The 17,863-nt window shown below is 65.2% G+C and carries 14 protein-coding genes and 1 tRNA gene; 9 read left to right on the forward strand and 6 right to left on the reverse strand.

The features are described from left to right. The first annotated feature begins 9 nt into the window (after nt 1–9). Nucleotides 10–558, forward strand: a complete 549-nt coding sequence (locus ACFOHJ_RS14600; RefSeq protein ID WP_378221703.1) for a DUF924 family protein — start codon at nt 10–12, stop codon at nt 556–558. Here the strand turns inward: ACFOHJ_RS14600 and folK are convergent. Further along, nucleotides 548–1,069 carry a 2-amino-4-hydroxy-6-hydroxymethyldihydropteridine diphosphokinase gene (gene folK / locus ACFOHJ_RS14605; RefSeq protein ID WP_378221705.1) on the reverse strand — a complete coding sequence of 174 codons (522 nt, stop codon included), beginning with the start codon at nt 1,067–1,069 and terminating at the stop codon, nt 548–550. The genes ACFOHJ_RS14600 and folK overlap by 11 nt on opposite strands. Nucleotides 1,070–1,083: 14 nt before the next feature. Next, nucleotides 1,084–1,935 (reverse strand): dihydropteroate synthase, encoded by an 852-nt coding sequence (gene folP / locus ACFOHJ_RS14610; RefSeq protein ID WP_378221707.1) that lies wholly within the window; start codon nt 1,933–1,935, stop codon nt 1,084–1,086. A gap of 127 nt (nt 1,936–2,062) precedes the next feature. Here folP and ACFOHJ_RS14615 point away from each other — a divergent pair, with 127 nt between their 5' ends. Next, on the forward strand, nt 2,063–2,677 hold the full coding sequence (locus ACFOHJ_RS14615) for a DUF922 domain-containing Zn-dependent protease (RefSeq protein ID WP_378221709.1): 615 nt from the start codon (nt 2,063–2,065) through the stop codon (nt 2,675–2,677). A gap of 240 nt (nt 2,678–2,917) precedes the next feature. Next, nucleotides 2,918–4,399, forward strand: a complete 1,482-nt coding sequence (locus tag ACFOHJ_RS14620) for an MDR family MFS transporter (protein ID WP_378221710.1) — start codon at nt 2,918–2,920, stop codon at nt 4,397–4,399. Between the two features lie 6 nt (nt 4,400–4,405). On the opposite strand, the gene ACFOHJ_RS14625 is transcribed toward ACFOHJ_RS14620, so the two are convergent. The 3 genes from ACFOHJ_RS14625 to ACFOHJ_RS14635 all read right to left on the reverse strand — a co-directional run bounded on the left by ACFOHJ_RS14625 (nt 4,406) and on the right by ACFOHJ_RS14635 (nt 6,378). Then, entirely contained in the window at nt 4,406–5,434 is a 1,029-nt protein-coding gene (locus ACFOHJ_RS14625) for an NAD(P)/FAD-dependent oxidoreductase (protein WP_378221712.1), read from the reverse strand. 103 nt (nt 5,435–5,537) lie between these two features. Beyond that, nucleotides 5,538–5,858: a 2Fe-2S iron-sulfur cluster-binding protein gene (locus ACFOHJ_RS14630; protein ID WP_378221713.1), complete on the reverse strand. Its 321-nt coding sequence runs from the start codon at nt 5,856–5,858 to the stop codon at nt 5,538–5,540. A gap of 151 nt (nt 5,859–6,009) precedes the next feature. Further along, on the reverse strand, nt 6,010–6,378 hold the full coding sequence (locus ACFOHJ_RS14635; protein ID WP_378221714.1) for an Hpt domain-containing protein: 369 nt from the start codon (nt 6,376–6,378) through the stop codon (nt 6,010–6,012). A 273-nt stretch (nt 6,379–6,651) separates the two neighbouring features. On the opposite strand from ACFOHJ_RS14635, the gene ACFOHJ_RS14640 reads away from it, so the two are divergent. Both ACFOHJ_RS14640 and ACFOHJ_RS14645 read left to right on the forward strand, forming a co-directional pair. Then, nucleotides 6,652–13,224: an apolipoprotein A-IV repeat region-like domain-containing protein gene (locus tag ACFOHJ_RS14640; protein WP_378221716.1), complete on the forward strand. Its 6,573-nt coding sequence runs from the start codon at nt 6,652–6,654 to the stop codon at nt 13,222–13,224. A 253-nt stretch (nt 13,225–13,477) separates the two neighbouring features. Then, a tRNA-Lys gene (locus ACFOHJ_RS14645) sits at nt 13,478–13,553 on the forward strand. Between the two features lie 80 nt (nt 13,554–13,633). On the opposite strand, the gene ACFOHJ_RS14650 is transcribed toward ACFOHJ_RS14645, so the two are convergent. Beyond that, entirely contained in the window at nt 13,634–13,987 is a 354-nt protein-coding gene (locus ACFOHJ_RS14650; RefSeq protein WP_378221718.1) for a gamma-butyrobetaine hydroxylase-like domain-containing protein, read from the reverse strand. A gap of 206 nt (nt 13,988–14,193) precedes the next feature. On the opposite strand from ACFOHJ_RS14650, the gene moaA reads away from it, so the two are divergent. From moaA to ACFOHJ_RS14670, 4 genes are all read left to right on the forward strand, one after another. Further along, the gene (moaA, locus tag ACFOHJ_RS14655; protein ID WP_378221719.1) at nt 14,194–15,189 is read left to right on the forward strand and encodes a GTP 3',8-cyclase MoaA; all 996 of its coding nucleotides are present in this window, start codon (nt 14,194–14,196) and stop codon (nt 15,187–15,189) included. A gap of 114 nt (nt 15,190–15,303) precedes the next feature. Next, the gene (locus ACFOHJ_RS14660) at nt 15,304–16,224 is read left to right on the forward strand and encodes a DMT family transporter (protein ID WP_378221720.1); all 921 of its coding nucleotides are present in this window, start codon (nt 15,304–15,306) and stop codon (nt 16,222–16,224) included. Between the two features lie 114 nt (nt 16,225–16,338). Continuing rightward, a complete protein-coding gene (gene mobB, locus ACFOHJ_RS14665; RefSeq protein WP_378221721.1) occupies nt 16,339–16,848 on the forward strand; it encodes a molybdopterin-guanine dinucleotide biosynthesis protein B in 510 nt (169 codons plus the stop codon). A 146-nt stretch (nt 16,849–16,994) separates the two neighbouring features. Then, entirely contained in the window at nt 16,995–17,771 is a 777-nt protein-coding gene (locus tag ACFOHJ_RS14670; RefSeq protein WP_378221723.1) for an ABC transporter substrate-binding protein, read from the forward strand. The last annotated feature ends 92 nt before the right edge of the window (nt 17,772–17,863 follow it).

Raw genomic sequence — 17,863 nt, forward strand, 5'->3', positions numbered from 1 at the left:
AGGCTTTCGATGGCTGGAACGGACAAGAACGCACTGGCGGTGACGAAATTCTGGCGCGAGGCGGGTGCGGAGGCCTGGTTCGCCAAGAACGACGTCTTCGATACGGAGTTCAGGAATCGCTTCCTCGACCTCCACTATGCCGCCGCGCGGCGCGAGTGCGATTCATGGCTGGCGGATGCCGAAGGCGCGCTGGCGCTGATGATCCTGCTCGACCAGTTCCCCCGCAACTGTTTTCGCGGTACCGGCCATATGTTCGCCACCGATCCGCTGGCGCGCAGCCTCGCCGCCAAGGCGATCGCGGCCGGCCACGACCTCGCGATCGATGAGGAGGTCCGTGTCTTCCTCTATCTGCCGTTCGAGCATTCCGAGGACTTGGCCGACCAGGAACGGTCGGTGGCGCTGCACGAGGCAAATGCCCAGCCTTACCTCTCCTATGCCGTCGACCACCGCGACATTGTCCAGAAGTTCGGCCGGTTCCCGCACCGCAACCGGGCTTTGGGGCGCGAGACGACGCCGGAGGAACAGGCGTTCCTCGATGGCGGCGGCTTCAGCGGCTAGATTTCCACCAGTCCTGGCCGGACGGCAGTTTTTCGATACCGGCGGCATCGATGGCGGCAAGGCGATCGGCGATACGCTTTCCCGCCACGACGGCATCCGGCGCGATTTCGGCCAGCGGCACCAGCACGAAGGCGCGTTCCAGCATTCGCGGGTGCGGCACGTCCAGCCCCGCCTCGCTGATGGCTTCGTTGCCGTAGGTGAGGATATCGACGTCGATCAGGCGCGGTCCCCACCGCTCCTTGCGGACCCGCTTCAGCTTGCGCTCGGCCTCGAGGCACCGCTCCAGCAACTCGCGCGGCGCGTGGCCGGTGGCGATCCCGGCTGCCGCGTTGAGGAAATCCGGCTGGTCGAGCTTGCCCCAGGGCGGCGTGCGGTAGAGCGAGGACACCGCGATGACCCGGATGCCGGCATCGGCATCGAGCATGCGCAGGGCCTCGGCCATCGACGCCGCCGGGTCGCCGAGATTGCCGCCAAGGCTGAGATAGGCGATGATTTCACGCTGCTCCGACACGCATCCTCCCCGCTTCAGTGGCCGGCGGCATCGCCCTGGCGCGCCAGCATGGCGTCGGCCATGGCCAGGGCGTCGACGTTGAAGGCGACGTCGTGGACGCGGAACAGGTGCGCGCCCTGCAGGCGCAGGATCACGCTGGTTGCGGCCGTTCCCGCCACCCGCGAGGCCGCCTCGCGGCCGACGACATGGCCGACGAAGCGCTTTCGCGACGTGCCGATGGCCAGCGGAAAGCCGAGCGCATGCAGTTCGTGGACGCGCGCCATCAGGTCGAGGTTTTCCTTCGTCGTTTCCTTGGCGAAGCCGAAACCCGGGTCGAGCATGATCTGGCCGTCGGCGATGCCGGCCTCGCGCGCGATCGCCAGCGACTTTTCGAGGAAGAAGAACTGGTCCTCGATCACGTCAGGCAGTTTCTCGCGCTCCCGCCCCGTATGCATGATGATCAGCCCGGCTCCGGTCTCGGCCGCCACCCGGGCGATGCCCGGCTCCCGCTGCAGGCCCCACACGTCGTTGACGATGTGGGCGCCGGCGGCGACCGCCAGCCGCGCGGTTTCCTCGCGATAGGTGTCGATGGAGATCAGCGTCTCGCCGAGCGCCGCGAGCGCCTCGATGACGGGCAGCGCGCGGGCCTGCTCCTCCTTGGCGCTGACGGGCTCGGCCTTGGGGTTCGTCGATTCCCCGCCGACATCGATGATCGAGGCGCCTTCCTGCGCCATCAGCCGGGCCTGGGCGATCGCCGCATCGAAATTGTCGAACTTGCCACCGTCCGAAAAACTGTTCGGCGTGACGTTCAGAATGCCCATCACTTCGGCCTTGTCGCCGAAATCCAGGTGGCGCCCATGCGCCAGTTGCCATCGTCTCATCAACATTTCCGGCCAACCAGATTAGAGAGGAGGTCGCTTAACCCTTTTCGGATAGGAAGGGGCAGGCTCGTTCGGGTCGATCTCCGTTGCGCCCGAAACGGGCGTAACGCAAGCCAGAAGCAGAGGCAACACCATGAAACGCATCCTGTTTGCCGTCTTGCTGCCCCTTGTCGCCGCCCTTCCCGCACAGGCGGCCAACGTCGTCAAAACCTACAGCTATTTCACGGTCGGCGGCTCGACCCTGGACCAGATCGAGACGCAACTGTCGAAGAACGGGCCGCATGTCAAAACCACCGGGCACCGCCATCCCGGCGCGACGCGGATGGCCTTCACCACGCGCCTCGGCTTTGCCGAAAACGCCAGTTCCTGCCGCATCACTTCGGCCGTGGTCACGGTGAAGGCAAATGTCATTTTGCCCCGCTGGAAACGCCCTCGCGGCGCGGATGCGGGCGTGCGGCTGTTCTGGGACACGCTTTCAGCCGACATAAAGCGGCATGAGGAAAGCCATATCGTGATCGCCCGCAATTACGGCCGGGAACTGGAACAGGCGCTTCTCGCAATCGGACGCCAGAAGGATTGCGACGCCGCCAGGGCCAGGACGAAGGTGGTTTCGGAGACGATCCTTGCCAAGCACGACCGCGCCCAAGTCCAGTTCGACCGGGTCGAGGGAATCAATTTCGAAAGCCGCCTGCTGCGGCTGCTCAACTACCGGATCGAACAGATCGAAAGCACCCGCAAGGCCAGGTAACAATTTCGATACAGGCCGGCCGTCGTCTCGACAGTTTTCGCGGTGTCTGGTATTGGCGCGGCGCTGTTTTCAGGAAACGCATGCCGGTTGGTAGTCCGGCAATCCCGCAGGGATTCGAAGCCCGTCCACAGACGTGGTCCACAGCCAGCCCGAAGTCGATCGATGCCTTGCCGTTGCCGATGCGGTGTGGCCCGATGAAGTACGGCGATGGCGCATGCAGGCACGGGAGTAGGCGGATCGATGGATAGCATCGCCGGAAAGTCGCAAAAACGGGAATTTGAGGCGCTGCCTCTTTCCGAGAAGGAAAAGAACGTCATCATTGCCGGCGTTCTCCTGTCGATGCTGCTTGCGGCGCTCGACCAGGCCATCGTCGCGCCGGCAATGCCGACGATCGGCGGCGCGCTCGGCCATGCCGACTACCTGCCTTGGATCGTCACCGGCTACCTGCTGACGGCGACGGCGGTAGCGCCGCTCTACGGCAAGATTTCCGACGTGCTCGGCCGCCGGCCGACCCTCTATGCGGCGATCCTCATCTTCCTTGCCGGCTCGGTGATCAGCGCGGTCGCCCCCAACATGCTGGTTCTCATCATCGGCCGGGCCGTGCAGGGCATCGGCGGCGGCGGGCTTTTCGCACTGTCGCAGACGGTGATCGGCGACCTCGTGCCGCCGCTGGAGCGCGCCCGCTACGCCGCGTGGATTTCCGGCACCTGGGCGATCGCGAGCATTGCCGGGCCGCTGCTCGGCGGCACCTTCGCCGAGCACCTCCACTGGTCGTTGATCTTCTGGATCAACATCCCGCTCGGCCTGCTGGCGATGGCGATCATCAATACCCCGCTCAAGAAACTGCCGATCGTCGCCAAGCATCACCGCATCGATTTTTTGGGCGCGGCCCTGCTCATCGTGGCGACATCGCTGCTTTTGCTGGCGCTCAACTGGGGCGGCAGCGAGTATGCGTGGCTTTCGGCCGAAATCCTCGGGATCCTGGCCTGCTCGGCCGTTTTCTGGTTCGGTTTCGCCGTGCGGCTGATGAGGGCGGTCGAGCCGCTGGTGTCGCTCGAAGTCCTCGGCAATGCGATCGTGCTCAGCGGGACGCTCGGGATTTTCCTGGTGCAGGCGGCCAATGTCGGGCTTGCCGTCTACCTGCCAGTCTACATGCAGGCGTCGCTTGGGCTTTCGGTCAGCGATTCCGGCATCGCCATGCTCGGCCTGCTCCTGGGTACCGTGGCCGGGGCCATGTCGAGCGGCTATCTGATCCCGCATGTGCGCCACTACAAGCGCCTGGCGCTTGGCGGCGGCCTGTTCAGTGCCGCCGGCCTCGTGCTGCTGGGCCTCGTCGCCGACAGCGCTTCGCTGCTCACGGTCGAGTTCCTGACCGTCTGCATCGGGGTGGGCACGGGCGCGGCCTTCCCGGTCGCGACGGTATCGGTGCAGAACGCCGTCGACCGGATGCACCTGGGCGTTGCCACCGGCGTGCTCACCTTCCTGCGCTCGCTCGGCGGTGCGCTCGGCGTTGCCCTGCTCGGCGCGGTGGCGCTCGGCTATGGCCTGCCGCTTGGCCGGGAGGGCGCGACCTTTGCGTCCCACGCTGTATCGGGGCAGGCTTTCTCCATGATCTTCTACGTCTGCGCCGCAATCGCGCTCGGCGGCTTCGTCGGCTTCGTACTGATGCCGGAGAAGGCGTTGCGCGGCTATGCGAAGGATTCGGTGCCCAGCCTGGAATAGGAAAATCTACTCCCGGACGCCGAGCTTCTTTTGCAGGCTGGTCGAGGACGTCGTGTACTGGAAGACGATCCGCTCGCCCGGGCTGACGCGGCGCTTGGCCGCCTGCGCCATCAGCGCCGCCTCGTGGAAACCCGAAAGGATCAGCTTCAGCTTGCCCGGATAGGTGTTGATGTCGCCGATAGCGAAAATCCCGGGTACCGAGGTCTCGAACTTTTCGGTGTCCACGGGGATCAGGTTTTCGTGCAGGTTGAGCCCCCATTCGGCGATCGGCCCGAGTTTCATCGTCAGGCCGAAGAACGGCAGCAGCCGCGTGCACGGCACCTCGATTTCGCCGTCCGGTCCCTTGACGAGCGCCGAGGCAAGCTGGCCGTCGGCGCCGGTCAGGCCGCTGACCTGGCCGACCTCGAACCTCAGCTTCTTCATCTCCTGCAAGGCGTACATCTTGTTGACGCTGTCGGGCGCTGCGCGGAATTCCGGGCGCCGGTGCACCAGCGTCACGCTTTTCGCTACCGGTTGCAGGTTGAGCGTCCAGTCGAGCGCCGAATCCCCGCCGCCGACGATCAGGAGGTCGTGGCCGCGGAAATCTTCCATGCGGCGCACCGAGTAGAAGACGCTGTTGCCCTCAAAGGCCTCGATGCCCGGAATGGGCGGCCGTTTCGGCTGGAAGGAGCCGCCGCCGGCGGCGATGACGACGACCTTGGCCTCGAAGACGTCGTTTTCGTCGGTGGTGACGCGAAACGTCCCGTCCTCGAGCCGCTCGAGGGTCGCAACCATGCGGTTGAAGGAAAAGGCAGGCTTGAAGGGTTCGATCTGCTCCAGCAGCTTGTCGACCAGTCCTTGCGCGGAAATCGACGGCCAGCCGGGAATGTCGTAGATCGGCTTTTCCGGATAGAGCTCGGCGCACTGGCCGCCGGGACGGTCGAGGATGTCGACCAGATGGCACTCGAGATCGAGCAGGCCGAGTTCGAAGACCGAAAACAGGCCGACAGGCCCGGCCCCGACGATCAACACATCGGTCTTGATAGTTCCGTCCATCGTGCGTCTCCCCGGCCGGCTCCGGATATCAAATCCGGCTGCCGCAATGGGTCAGGCGGCCACGGAACGGAAAGCGACGCCGGCTGCGAAGAACGCGGCGGCGTCAGCCCTGCCGCTCGGGCACGCGAACCACGAGTCCGTCCAGTTCGTCGCGGACCTTGATCTGGCACGAAAGGCGGGAATTGGGCTGAACGTCGTAGGCGAAGTCGAGCATGTCTTCTTCCATCGCCTGCGGCTCGCCGACCACGCTCGTCCATTCCTCGTCGACATAGACGTGGCAGGTCGCGCAAGCGCAGGCGCCGCCACATTCGGCCTCGATGCCCGGCACGGCGTTGCGAACCGCGTTCTCCATGACGGAAGAGCCGTTTTCGGCTTCTACGTCAAAACGGGTACCGTCGTGGGCGATGTAGGTAAGCTTGGTCATTTGTCACCTGAAAGAGTCACCGCCGAGATAATCACTCCGGCGCACAAGTCAACCGCTGCGCGAAAGCGCCACCGCGTGACGTTTTCCTTAAAAATTCGCGCTCCAGGCGCAGCTGGGCAGGAATAAGACGGAATCGATCGGCGGCTGAGGGTCAGCGCCCGATGGCGGCGACGAAATCGCTGGCTGCCTCCACCAGGCCGGCGAGCCGTTCCCAGGCGGCGGCATCCTCCGGGTCGCGTTCGATGGCGGTGGCGCAATCGGCGATGGCGAAAGCCCCTACCCCGCGCGCGGAGCCTTTCAGCCCATGCGCCATCACCAGGCGCTCCTGGACGGCGGCGCCGGCGAGCGTCCGGCTGACGGTGCCAGCCTGCTGGAGGAACAGCGCAAGCACCTCCTGCTCCAGCATCCGGTCACCCATCGTCTGGCGCGAAAGATGCGCCAGGTCGATCGGCCTGTCCGCACCGGATTGGCCCGTTTCCCCGCCCGGCATCGAAAAGGCGATGCTGTTTTCGCTGCTCATTCCGCATCGCTCCGATTGCCGCCAGAAGGCCATTTTCGAGCGCGAATGCTAGGATCGGCGGGTTAACGGGACGTTGCGAAAAACGGCCAATCCCGTCCGTTAAAATCACGGCGGCGTTAACCTTATATTTAAAGTTTTACGTATCGGCCCGAATGCATGTTTTATTTACCCCCCTGTGTCATTACGATACGCGGGGTCCATATTGAGCCTCGGGCGCGGGCTAAGAAGCGATAATAACAGGTTCCGCGGCAGCTAGTACAGGGTAGCGAAGGCATGGCGAAGAAGTCGACCACCAGCAAGAATCTTGACAGTGAAGTGGCCAGCGAGCTGGAAAAAGCGCTGGATCTCGACCTATCGAACGATACAGGCGATCTCGACATGGCGGCCTCCATGGAGGACCTGGAAGCGCAGATCTCCCAGGCGGCCGAAGAGCTGGCGCGGGCCAACCAGCCGCAAACGGAAGTGTCGGCAGTCGAGGTGAAGAGGCCGGCGCAACCTGCCCCGAAGCCGAAGCCTGCCGCCGAACTGCGGCCCATCGAGTCCCCGAACGGGACACAGCAGGGATTCTCACCTGCCAATGACGATCGCCAGAAAGACTACCGCTCCCTGCTCCATTCGCTCAACCGGCGTTCTTCGAATGCCGTCTACTGGGTCGTCGCCCTCGTCTCGCTGGCGTGGGTCGCCGGCGCCGGCGCGCTTGCCAACATGCTGTTCGGTCCCGACGTGTGGACGATCCGCTCGCTCGACCAGCTGATGGCCCGTCCGGGCCTGATCGGCCTTGCGGTCGCCACCGTCCTGCCGATCGTCCTGTTCTGGGCGTTCGCGGCCATGATCCGCCGGGCCCAGGACATGCGCCTGGCGGCGCAGTCGATGACCGAGGTCGCCTTCCGCCTGGCGGAGCCGGAAAACCTTGCCCAGGACCGCGTCATGATGATCGGCCAGGCGGTGCGCCGCGAGGTCGCGGCCATGGGCGAAGGCATCGAGCGCACGCTCGCCCGCGCCGTCGAGCTGGAAACGCTGGTCCATAGCGAGGTCAGCCAGATCGAACGCTCCTATACGGAGAACGAGGCGCGCATCCGCATGCTGGTCGACGGGCTGGGCAGCGAGCGCGAGGCCGTGGTCGGGCATGCCGAGCGCGTGCGCGCTTCGATCATGGGCGCCCACGAGACGCTGAAGGAAGAGATCGATTCCGCCGGTGACACGATCCGCAACAGCATCCTCAGCGCCTCGACCAACCTGTCGATGACGATCACCAATTCCGGCGACACGCTGATCGACCGCATCAATGCGAGTTCCATGTCGATCTTCGATTCCGTCGAAGGGCGCCTCGATTCCATCACCGACCGGCTTTCGACCTCCGGCGAGGCGTTCGCCAGCCTGCTCGACACCCGCATCGCCAAGCTGACCGACAGTGCCGACGGGCTGACCCGTTCGCTGACCGACCTGCTCGACGACCGTACGGCCGGCATGGTTTCCCTGCTGGGCGGCGCTGCCCGCACCCTAAATACCGAATTCGAGAACAGCCTCCAGAGCATCGAACGGACGCTTGCCGAGCGCGGCCAGGCCCTGATCAGCGAGTTCGAGACGCGCGCCGAAGCGCTCGACACCGGCACGCAGAAGCTGAACGCGGCCCTCGAGGCCCGCGCCCGCCAGATCAACGAGACGCTGGTCGAGCGTGCGCGCGATATCTCCAATGCCTTCACAAGCGGCAAGGACGCCCTGTCGACCCTGATCGACGAGGGCCGGACGCAGATCGGCGTCGAGATGGCCGGCATCGTCACCTCCGCCTCCACCATGCTGGAAACGCATGCAAACGATTTCGCCGGACGCATGGAAGCGGCTCGCGACGTCGTCTCGCGCTCGTTCGAAAGCGATATCCAGCGCCTCACCGATGCCCGCAGCGGCATTGAGGATGCGGTCGAGGAGCACAGCCGCCGGCTGGCCGAGAGCGGCGAACGCATGGCGGCGGCCTTGAAGGCCGACCTTGACCAGTTCGCCGAGGGCCGCGCCGGCATCGATGCCGTGGTGGCGAGCCAGGTGCAGAAGCTGGCCGAAGGACGCGCGCTGATCTCGCGGGCGCTCGAGGACGACCTGCGCAAGGTCGACGCCTCCCGCGCTGCCATGGACGCGGCGATGGAAGGCCACCTGCAGCGGCTGGACAGCAGCCGTGACCGGCTCTCCCACGCGCTCAACGAAGACTCTGAAAAGATCGTCCAAGCCCGCAACACCATTGATGAAATGGTCGCTGGGCATGTTGGGAAACTGATTGAGGGCCGCAGCATCCTCACCCGCGCGCTCGAAGCCGACATGGCCAAGCTCGCCGAAAGCCGCGCCGATATCGACGGGCTGGTCGCCGGCCAGGTCGAGAAAATCGCCGAAGGCCGCGCCACCCTCGCCCGGGCGCTCGAAGCCGATATCGGCGTCCTCAAGGCGCTGATGGACAGCCATTCGACGAAGCTTGCCGAGGACCGCGGCCATCTCGCCGAGGCGCTGGAGTCCGACCTCGCCGGTATCCGCAGGCTGATCGACGAGCACGCCGACAAGCTGGCGGGTGACCGCAGCCTGCTGTCGCAGACGCTGGAAACCGACCTCGCCAAGCTGGCGGAGAGCCGTTCGAGCATCGACGGGCTGGTTGCCGGCCAGGTCGAGAAACTGGCCGAGGGCCGCGACATCCTCAAGCGAGCGCTCGAAGCCGATCTCAATACTATCCAGAACGTGATTGCCGGGCATTCCGACAAGCTGCTGCAGGACCGTTCGCAGTTCTCGCAGTCGCTCGAGAGCGACCTCGAAGCGGTCCGCGGCGAAGTATCCAGCCACATGGCCAAGCTCACCGCCGACCGGGCGACCCTGTCGCAGGCGCTGGAAGAGGATCTGGCCAAGCTGGCCGAAAGCCGTTCGAGCATCGACGGGCTGGTCGCCGGCCAGGTCGAGAAGCTGGCCGAGGGCCGCGATATCCTCAAGCGCGCGCTCGAAGAAGACCTCGCCAAGCTGGCGGAAAGCCGCGCGGGCATCGACGGGCTCGTCACCGGCCAGGTGGAAAAGCTGGCCGAGGGCCGCGACATCCTCAAACGCGCGCTGGAAGCCGATCTCGACGCCATCAGCGGCACCCTCTCCGATCAGGCCGCGAAGCTGGTCCAGGAGCGTGCGCAGTTCTCGCAGACGCTGGAAAGCGACCTCGAGCGCGTGCGCGAAGCCGTTTCCAGTCACCGGGACCAGTTGGCCGACGAGCGCGGCCTGCTGTCCCGCGCGCTGGAGGACGACCTCGCCAAGCTGGCGGAAAGCCGTTCGAGCATCGACGGGCTGGTCGCCGGCCAGGTGGAAAAGCTGGCGGAAGGCCGTGACATCCTCAAGCGCGCGCTGGAAGCCGACCTCGCCACCATCAAGGGGGCCGTCGCCGACCAGGCCGAAAAGCTGCTGCAGGACCGTTCGCAGTTCTCGCAGGCACTGGAAGGCGACCTGGAGCAGGTTCGCGGAACCGTTGCCGATCACATGAACCGGCTGACGGAAGACCGTGCCACGCTGTCGAAAGCGCTGGAGGACGATCTGGCGAAGCTGGCGGAAAGCCGCTCCAGCATCGACGGACTGGTTGCCGGCCAGGTGGAAAAGCTGGCCGAAGGCCGCGACATTCTCAAGCGCGCGCTGGCGGCCGATCTCGACGCGATCCAGAGCGTCGTCGCCAGCCAGTCCGACAGGCTGCTGGAAGGCCGCGCGCAGTTCTCGCAGGCACTGGACAGCGATCTCAACAGCGTCCATGGCCTGATCGGCGACCAGATGCAGCGGATCGCCGAGGAGCGCGCCCGTCTTTCCGGAGCCCTGGAAGAAGACCTGGCCAAGCTGGCCGAAAGCCGCTCCAGCATCGACGGTCTTGTCGCCGGCCAGGTGGAAAAGCTGGCGGAAGGCCGCGACATCCTGCGGCGTGCCCTGGAAGCCGACCTGCAAAAGCTTTCCGAGAGCCGCGGCGACATCGACGCCGTCATCGGCAGCCATATCGACAAGCTGGCCGACGGCCGCGCCATGCTCAGCAATGCGCTGGAAGACGACCTCGGCAAGCTCGCCGAGGCGCGGCGGGGGATCGACCTCGCCGTTTCCGGCCATATCGACCAGATCGCGGCAAAGAGCGCCAGCATCTCCGACATGATCGCGACCGATATCCAGAAAATCGAAGCCGCGTTCGACCGCCAGACCGGCGTCATCGAGGAGCGCACCGGCACGATGGAGCGGGCCCTGTCGTCCGGCGTCGACAGCATCCGTGGGGCGCTGGAAAACAGTGCCGTCGTCGTTGCCGGCCAGTTGCGCGACAAGGTGATGGAAGTCACCGCCGCCCTCCATGAGCAGGCCGGAGCCGCCTTCAGCGACGCCGACCGCCAGATCGCGGAGCGCGCCGAAAAGACGGCCGCGGCCCTGCTGCTTCGGGCCGAAGACATCGCCCGCACCTTCGACGAGGCGGACCAGCGGCTTTCGGCGCGCGCGCAGGACAGTTCGAACGCCCTGCTCTCGCGCACCCGGGAAACCGCCGACGAACTCGCCGCCCGCGCCGATGCCATCGCCGGCACGTTCGACGCGGCGGACCAGAAACTGGCTGCGCGTGCTATCGAGACGGCGCAGTCGCTGGCGGCCCGCGCCGGCGATATCCTGCGCAACTTCGAGGACGCCGACCAGAAACTCGGCCTGCGCATCGGCGAATCGGCCGAGGCGCTGGCGGCGCGCGCCGCCGATCTCGGCCGGATCTTCGACAATGCCGACCAGAAGCTGGTTTCTCGCATCTCCGAGGGCGAGGCCGCCCTTTCCTCGCGCGTCGAGGAAATCGGCCGCGTGTTCGACGAGGCCGACAACCGCATGCTGTCGCGGATCGCCGACAGCGCCTCGGCCATCGGGGGCCATGCCGACAACATCGTCGAGGCGTTCTCCGATACCGAACGCCGCGTTGCCGAGCGTGCCCGCCTGACCGGCACCGAACTTGCGGCCCATGCCCGCGAGATCGAGCAGGCTCTGACCGGTGCAGACGAGCGTCTGGCCAACAGCGCGGCGGCGACGGCCGCGCGGGTCGAGGAGCAGGTATCGGGCGTCGAGAGCCGGCTTGCCCAGACGGCCGACACGATGGGCCAGAAGCTCAGCGAGCAGATCGCGCAGGCCGAAAGCCAGCTCGTGGCGCGCGCCAACACCATCGCCGAGACGTTCACCGCCGTCGGCCAGCATATCGGCCAGAGCACCAACGAGGCGGCCAAGACGATCGGGGCCAACACCCGCGAGCTGAATTCCATGCTCGCGGCCCGCTCGGCCGAGATCACCAAGATCCTCGACGAAACCGCGCGGCCGCTGGTCGACCGCTTCGCCGAGGGCGGCGCCGAACTGCAACGCAGCATGGAAGAGGCGACCGAGCGCGCCACCACCAAACTGCGGACCGAAAACGCGGCGCTCGTCGACGCTCTCGCCAGCCGGACGGCGGAGACCCTGTCGGCGGTCGAAGGAGCCAACTCGACGCTGGCCGAAAGCGTCCAGAGCCTCATCGCCCGCATGACCGCCTCCTCCTCGCAGCTCAACGGGCTGATCGAGCGCGCGGCAGCCAATCTCAGCGAGGTCGACGGCCGCCTGAGCGAAAGCACGCAGGGTTTTGCGGCGACCACGGAGAAGGCGGCGCAGACCTTCGCCAGCTCCGCGCGCCTGGTCGATTCGAACACCACGCGGCTGACCGAGCTGTCCTCGGCGACGCTGCGTGAAGTGGCCTCGATCGCCACCCGCTTCGACGAGCACAGCCGGCTTCTTTCCAACGCCTCCAGCCTGCTCAGCTCCGCGCAGAGCAACCTGGAGCACACGCTGGAACGCCAGTCCTCGATCGAGGACCTGGCAGTCGGGCTGGTCAAGAAGTCGGAAGAGCTCGAGAAGGTGATGCAGTCCTTCGAGAACCTCGTCGGCCAGACCCTCGAAAAGGCCGAGGGCCGGACGGCGCATTCCGCCGACAAGATCCGCACCACCATCACCGAGGTGGTCGAATCGGCGACCAAGCGCTTCGCCGACGCCACCGAGGAAATGCGCCGCACGGCAGGCTCGATCAAGAGCGAACTGGACCTCACCCGCGCCGAGCTGAAAAAGGGCGTGGTGGAGATGCCGCAGGAGGCCAAGGAATCGACCACGGCGATTCGCCGCGCCGTTTCCGAGCAGATCAACGCGCTCAAGGAACTGTCGGATATCGTTGCGAAATCCGGCCGCAGCGTCGATGTTTCCGAGCCGCGCACCCTGCGCCCGGCCGCACAGGCGCCCGTTCCGAGGGCCCCGCAGCCCGAGCGCCCTGCGCCCCGGGCTCCTGCCGCGGATACGGCGCTGCGCGGTGGGCTGGAGCCTGCCCGGCCCGCCGAAACCGCCTTGCGGCCGCGCGAGGGCGCTGCGCGGGCATCGCAGGGCGGCTGGGTCCAGGACCTGCTCGCCGGTGCGTCGCGTGAAGACGAGCCGAACCCCGCCCCGGTGGAACAGCCGCGCGCGGCCCCTGCCCGGCGCTCGCCGCTTCACGTGGTCGAGTCGCTGAACTCGCTGTCGGTCGACATCGCCCGCGCCATCGACCACGAAGCGTCGATCGAACTGTGGAATCGCTACCGGCGTGGCGAGCGCGACGTGTTCACGCGCCGCCTCTACACCCTGAAGGGCCAGCAGACATTCGACGAGATTCGCCGCAAGTACCAGTCCGAGGCGGAATTCCGTGCCGCCGTGGACCGCTACTGCGACGATTTCGAGAAACTGCTGAAGGACGTGTCGCGCAACGACCGCGACAACATGGTGACGCAGACCTACCTGACCTCCGACACCGGCAAGGTCTACACCATGCTTGCCCACGCCAGCGGTCGCCTGCACTGACCACGGAAAAACAGGGCGGTCGGGATAAATCCCCGCCATCGGACAAAAAACCCGCCGCATCCCGGCGGGTTTTTTGCGTTTTCGGGTGTGGAAAACCGCGCCTCGCCGGCCCCCGCGGCGGCGTTTTCCAAGGCTGATCGCCCCATGCGGCTACTTGTCGTGATCGAATTGTTACGAATTGCTCCCATGGGGCTGGACATCGCCGAAAGCGCCGGATATATGCCCGCCAACGCTGGTTTTTCCGGCGCACCGTGGGTGATTAGCTCAGTTGGTAGAGCAGCTGACTCTTAATCAGCGGGTCGCAGGTTCGATCCCTGCATCACCCACCAAATCCCTCTTTTTTCGAACCGTTCCTTCCGCCAGCGGCCAATGCCGGCCTTCGCGAGGCCAGCCTTTGGCTTCCGTCGCGCTATCGGTCGCGACTCAGTCCCTTTTCCTGCAGTTCGGCGAGATAGGCGTTCCAGCGCGCCTCCTTTTCCTGGGCGAGATCCAGCAGATAGGCCCAGGTGAAGATGCCGGTGTCGTGGAAATCGTCGAAGGTGATGCGCACGGCGTAATTGCCGACCGGTTCGACCTTGAGGATGGCGACCTCGCGCTTGCCGGGAACGGTCACGCGCTGTTCCGGCGAATGGCCCTGTACTTCAGCCGAAGGAGACGCGACCCGCAGCAGCTCCGCCGTCAGTTCCATCGGCGCCATGTCGGGAAAGGTGATGGTCATCAGCCTGCGGTCTTTCGATACCCGGAGTTCCTTTGGTGCTGTCATGGTGTCGCTCGATCTTCCCGTTTGCCCTACTATAACGCTAGCCGGCGGACCTGGCGCTTCCAATGCGGCGCGGCGTCCCGGCACACCGCATATTACCAAAGGTTGGGCCTTGCACCCTTGCACCGGCTGCGCGATCGTATCACATAGGAGAATATAACGGCGCGGTGGATGAATGGCGCGTCGCTCGAGAGGAAAGTCGTCGTAGCATGGACATGATCGATCCGTTCGGCCGTACGATCAGCTACCTGCGCGTATCGGTAACCGACCGCTGCGATTTCCGCTGCACCTATTGCATGGCGGAGAACATGACCTTCCTGCCCAAGAAGGACCTGCTGACGCTGGAGGAACTCGACCGGCTGTGCACCGTGTTCATCGAAAAGGGCGTGCGCAAGCTGCGCCTGACCGGCGGCGAACCGCTGGTGCGCAAGAACATCCTGCATCTGGTGCGCGAACTTTCCCGGCACCTCAAGAGCGGCGCTCTCGATGAATTGACGCTCACCACCAACGGCTCGCAGCTTTCGCGCTTTGCCGGGGAACTGGCCGACTGCGGCGTCAAGCGCATCAACGTCTCGCTCGATACGCTTGATCCGGTGAAATTCCACCAGGTGACCCGCTGGGGACGCATCGAGAAGGTCATGGAAGGCATCGACGCGGCCCAGGCCGCCGGCCTGAAGGTCAAGCTCAACGCCGTCGCGCTGAAGGCCTTCAACGACGCCGAACTCCCCGAGATGATCCGCTGGGCGCACGGGCGCGGCATGGACCTGACGGTCATCGAAACCATGCCCATGGGTGAGATCGAGGAAGACCGGACCGACCAGTACCTGCCGCTGTCGCTGCTGCGCGCGTCGCTCGAGCGCCAGTTCACGCTCAAGGATATTCCCTACAAGACCGGCGGGCCGGCGCGTTACGTCGAGGTCGCAGAGACCGGCGGGCGGCTCGGCTTTATCACGCCGATGACCCATAATTTCTGCGAGAGCTGCAATCGGGTACGCCTTACCTGCACCGGCACGCTCTATATGTGCCTCGGCCAGGAAGACGCCGCCGATCTTCGCGCGCCGCTGCGCGCCTCCGAGGGCAATGAATTGCTGGCAGCCGCGATTGACGAAGCGATCGGCCGCAAGCCCAAGGGGCACGATTTCGTCATCGACCGGCGCACCAAGCGGCCGTCGGTGTCGCGCCATATGAGCGTCACGGGCGGCTGATTTTCCTGCCGTCAGGCGGCAGAACGTAATCTCCCTCGTGGCATAGCGCTTTGATGTTGCTGTTTTTCCCGCGCCTGCTACAGGCTGGAAGCGGTTCGCAACGGGAAGCGCGACGTGCCCCTATCCCATAATTCTCGCGGAGCCCTGTTCATGGCCGTCGCCATGGCCGGTTTCACCATCAGCGACGCCATCACAAAGCATCTCTCCGAGGCGATGAATATCGGCCAGATCATGGCTGTGCGCGGTGTATTCGCGACGCTGCTGGTCGCCCTGCTTGCCTGGCAACGCGGCGCGCTCTCACGCCCCAGCGCCGTCCTGCACCCCATGGTGGCGCTGCGCGTGGCCGGCGAGGCCCTCGCCACGCTGACCTACTTCATCGCGCTGTCGCACTTGCCGATCGCCAATGTCTCGGCGGTGCAGCAGGCGCTGCCGCTTGCCGTGACCATGGGGGCGGCCCTTTTCTTCGGCGAGTATGTCGGCCCGCGCCGCTGGCTGGCGATCGCGGCCGGGCTCGTCGGCGTGCTGATCATCGTTCGTCCGGGCTTCGAGGGGTTCAGCGCCTATTCGCTGCTGGTGCTGTTGTGCGTGATCCTGTGCGCGATGCGCGATCTCGCCACCAAGCAGGTCCCCAACGCCATCCCGACCCTGCTGATCTCGGCCGCGACATCCGTGGCTGTCACTTCCGTCGGCGCGGCCATGGTCCAGCCCATGGGCGGCTGGACGCCCATGACCGTCGAGGAAGTCCTGCTGCTGGTGGTCGGCGCCGTGCTTCTGTTGATCGGCTACCAGTTCATCATCATGGCGATGCGCATCGGCGACATTTCGTTCATCGCGCCGTTCCGCTACACTGCCCTGCTGTGGGCTATCGTGATCGGCGTGATCGCTTTCGGTGATTTCCCGGATGCGCCCATGATCGTCGGCGCCTCGATCATCATTGGCTCGGGTCTCTACACGCTCTACCGGGAACGCGTCGTCGGCCGGGGCAAGGCGGCGGCCGAAAGCACTGGACCTGCGATGGCGCCGGACGGCATATAGGCCGCATGACTCCCGCAGGCTGGCGCACAGGCATCTGGCAATGAGGAACAAGATCGCAGGCGTCGTTCTTCCGGACGGCGGTCGTCAACCGCTGCGCCTGATGGAAACGCAGCCATGACCAGGCGGGTTTTCGGCATCACCGGCTGGAAGAATTCCGGCAAGACGACGCTGACGGAAAGGCTGGTGGCCGAACTGACGGCGCGCGGCTGGCGGGTCTCCACGGTCAAGCACGCCCATCATGCCTTCGATATCGACCAGGAAGGCACCGACAGTTTCCGCCACCGCCAGGCGGGTGCGTCGGAGGTCGCCCTTGTTTCGGGACGGCGCTGGGCCCTGATGCATGAACTGAGCGGCGAGGCGGAGCCTCCTTTGGAGGCGATCCTGGCGAGGCTTGCGGACTGCGACATCATCTTGGTGGAGGGCTACAAGCGCGAATCCCACCAGAAGATCGAGACCCGCCGGTCCGGCGCCAAGGTTACGGTTCCCCTTTCGGCGAGCGATCCGAATATCGTGGCGATTGCCGCCGACCGGCCCCAGCCGCAGGAAAGCCTGCCGGTATTCGATCTCGACGACGTTTCGGCCATTGCCGACTTCATCGAGCGGGTTACCGCGCTTGGCCGGTGAATGCGGCGATCGTGTTTGCCGGGCCAAGTAGTTTGCGGTTGCTTTTCTGTCGGAAAGAGTGGGAGTATCCGGCCAGCGAGCGATCGGGAGGATCGCCCGGAGCGTTGTGGAAACAACGGCTTGGCTTTGTATAAGAAGGGAACACCATGCGTATTGCTTTGCGTATCGCGCTGGCGGCCTCGGCCGCGCTGATGACTGTGGGCATTGCCCAGGCGCAGGAGAAAACACTCAAGATCGGCACCGAAGGCGCCTATCCGCCATTCAACAACCTGACCGCCGACGGCAAGCTGGAAGGCTTCGACGTCGATATCGCGCAGGCGCTGTGCGACGAGATGAAGGTCAAGTGCGAGTTCGTCGCCCAGGACTGGGACGGCATCATTCCCGCCCTTCAGGCCGGCAAGTTCGACGCCATCATCGCCTCGATGTCGATCACGCCGGAGCGCCTGAAGCAGGTCGACTTCACGCATAAATACTACAACACGCCGCCGGCGATCGCCGCGCCGAAGGATACCGACATCAAGGGCGTCACCAAGGAAGACCTCGCCGGCAAGACCATCGGCGTGCAAGCTTCCACGACCCATTTCAACTACTCGACCGCGACCTATACCGATTCGACGGTCAAGCCTTATCCGACCGCGCAGGAATACCAACTCGACCTGGCCAACGGCCGCCTCGACGCCGTCAACGACGATATCGTGGTGCTGACCCAGTGGCTCGACACGCCGGAGGGCGCCTGCTGCAAGATCGTCGGCGCGATCAAGCCGGTGGTGGAGATCCACGGCCCAGGCGCCGGCATCGCCATCCGCAAGGGCGAGACGGACCTCGCCAACCGGTTCAATGCCGCGATCGATGCCATTCGCGCCAATGGCAAATACAAGGAAATCAACGACAAGTACTTCAAGTTCGACGTTTACGGCGGCTGAGGCACATCGCTGGAACTGTGGATGGCGGACAATACCGCCGTCCACACTACCAATAGATACCTATTGTAATTCAATAGCGTAACAATTTTCAT

Source organism: Aquamicrobium soli (assembly GCF_042646345.1).
GTDB classification, from domain to species: domain Bacteria; phylum Pseudomonadota; class Alphaproteobacteria; order Rhizobiales; family Rhizobiaceae; genus Mesorhizobium; species Mesorhizobium soli_A.

Bases quoted from the DNA above. Each gene is read 5' to 3' on its own strand.
- ACFOHJ_RS14635 (WP_378221714.1), bottom strand. From the start codon at position 6,378: ATGAGCAGCGAAAACAGCATCGCCTTTTCGATGCCGGGCGGGGAAACG.
- ACFOHJ_RS14600 (WP_378221703.1), top strand. From the start codon at position 10: ATGGCTGGAACGGACAAGAACGCACTGGCGGTGACGAAATTCTGGCGC.
- moaA (WP_378221719.1), top strand. From the start codon at position 14,194: ATGGACATGATCGATCCGTTCGGCCGTACGATCAGCTACCTGCGCGTA.
- ACFOHJ_RS14615 (WP_378221709.1), top strand. From the start codon at position 2,063: ATGAAACGCATCCTGTTTGCCGTCTTGCTGCCCCTTGTCGCCGCCCTT.
- ACFOHJ_RS14650 (WP_378221718.1), bottom strand. From the start codon at position 13,987: ATGACAGCACCAAAGGAACTCCGGGTATCGAAAGACCGCAGGCTGATG.
- ACFOHJ_RS14620 (WP_378221710.1), top strand. From the start codon at position 2,918: ATGGATAGCATCGCCGGAAAGTCGCAAAAACGGGAATTTGAGGCGCTG.
- mobB (WP_378221721.1), top strand. From the start codon at position 16,339: ATGACCAGGCGGGTTTTCGGCATCACCGGCTGGAAGAATTCCGGCAAG.
- ACFOHJ_RS14625 (WP_378221712.1), bottom strand. From the start codon at position 5,434: ATGGACGGAACTATCAAGACCGATGTGTTGATCGTCGGGGCCGGGCCT.
- ACFOHJ_RS14630 (WP_378221713.1), bottom strand. From the start codon at position 5,858: ATGACCAAGCTTACCTACATCGCCCACGACGGTACCCGTTTTGACGTA.
- ACFOHJ_RS14640 (WP_378221716.1), top strand. From the start codon at position 6,652: ATGGCGAAGAAGTCGACCACCAGCAAGAATCTTGACAGTGAAGTGGCC.
- folP (WP_378221707.1), bottom strand. From the start codon at position 1,935: ATGTTGATGAGACGATGGCAACTGGCGCATGGGCGCCACCTGGATTTC.
- ACFOHJ_RS14670 (WP_378221723.1), top strand. From the start codon at position 16,995: ATGCGTATTGCTTTGCGTATCGCGCTGGCGGCCTCGGCCGCGCTGATG.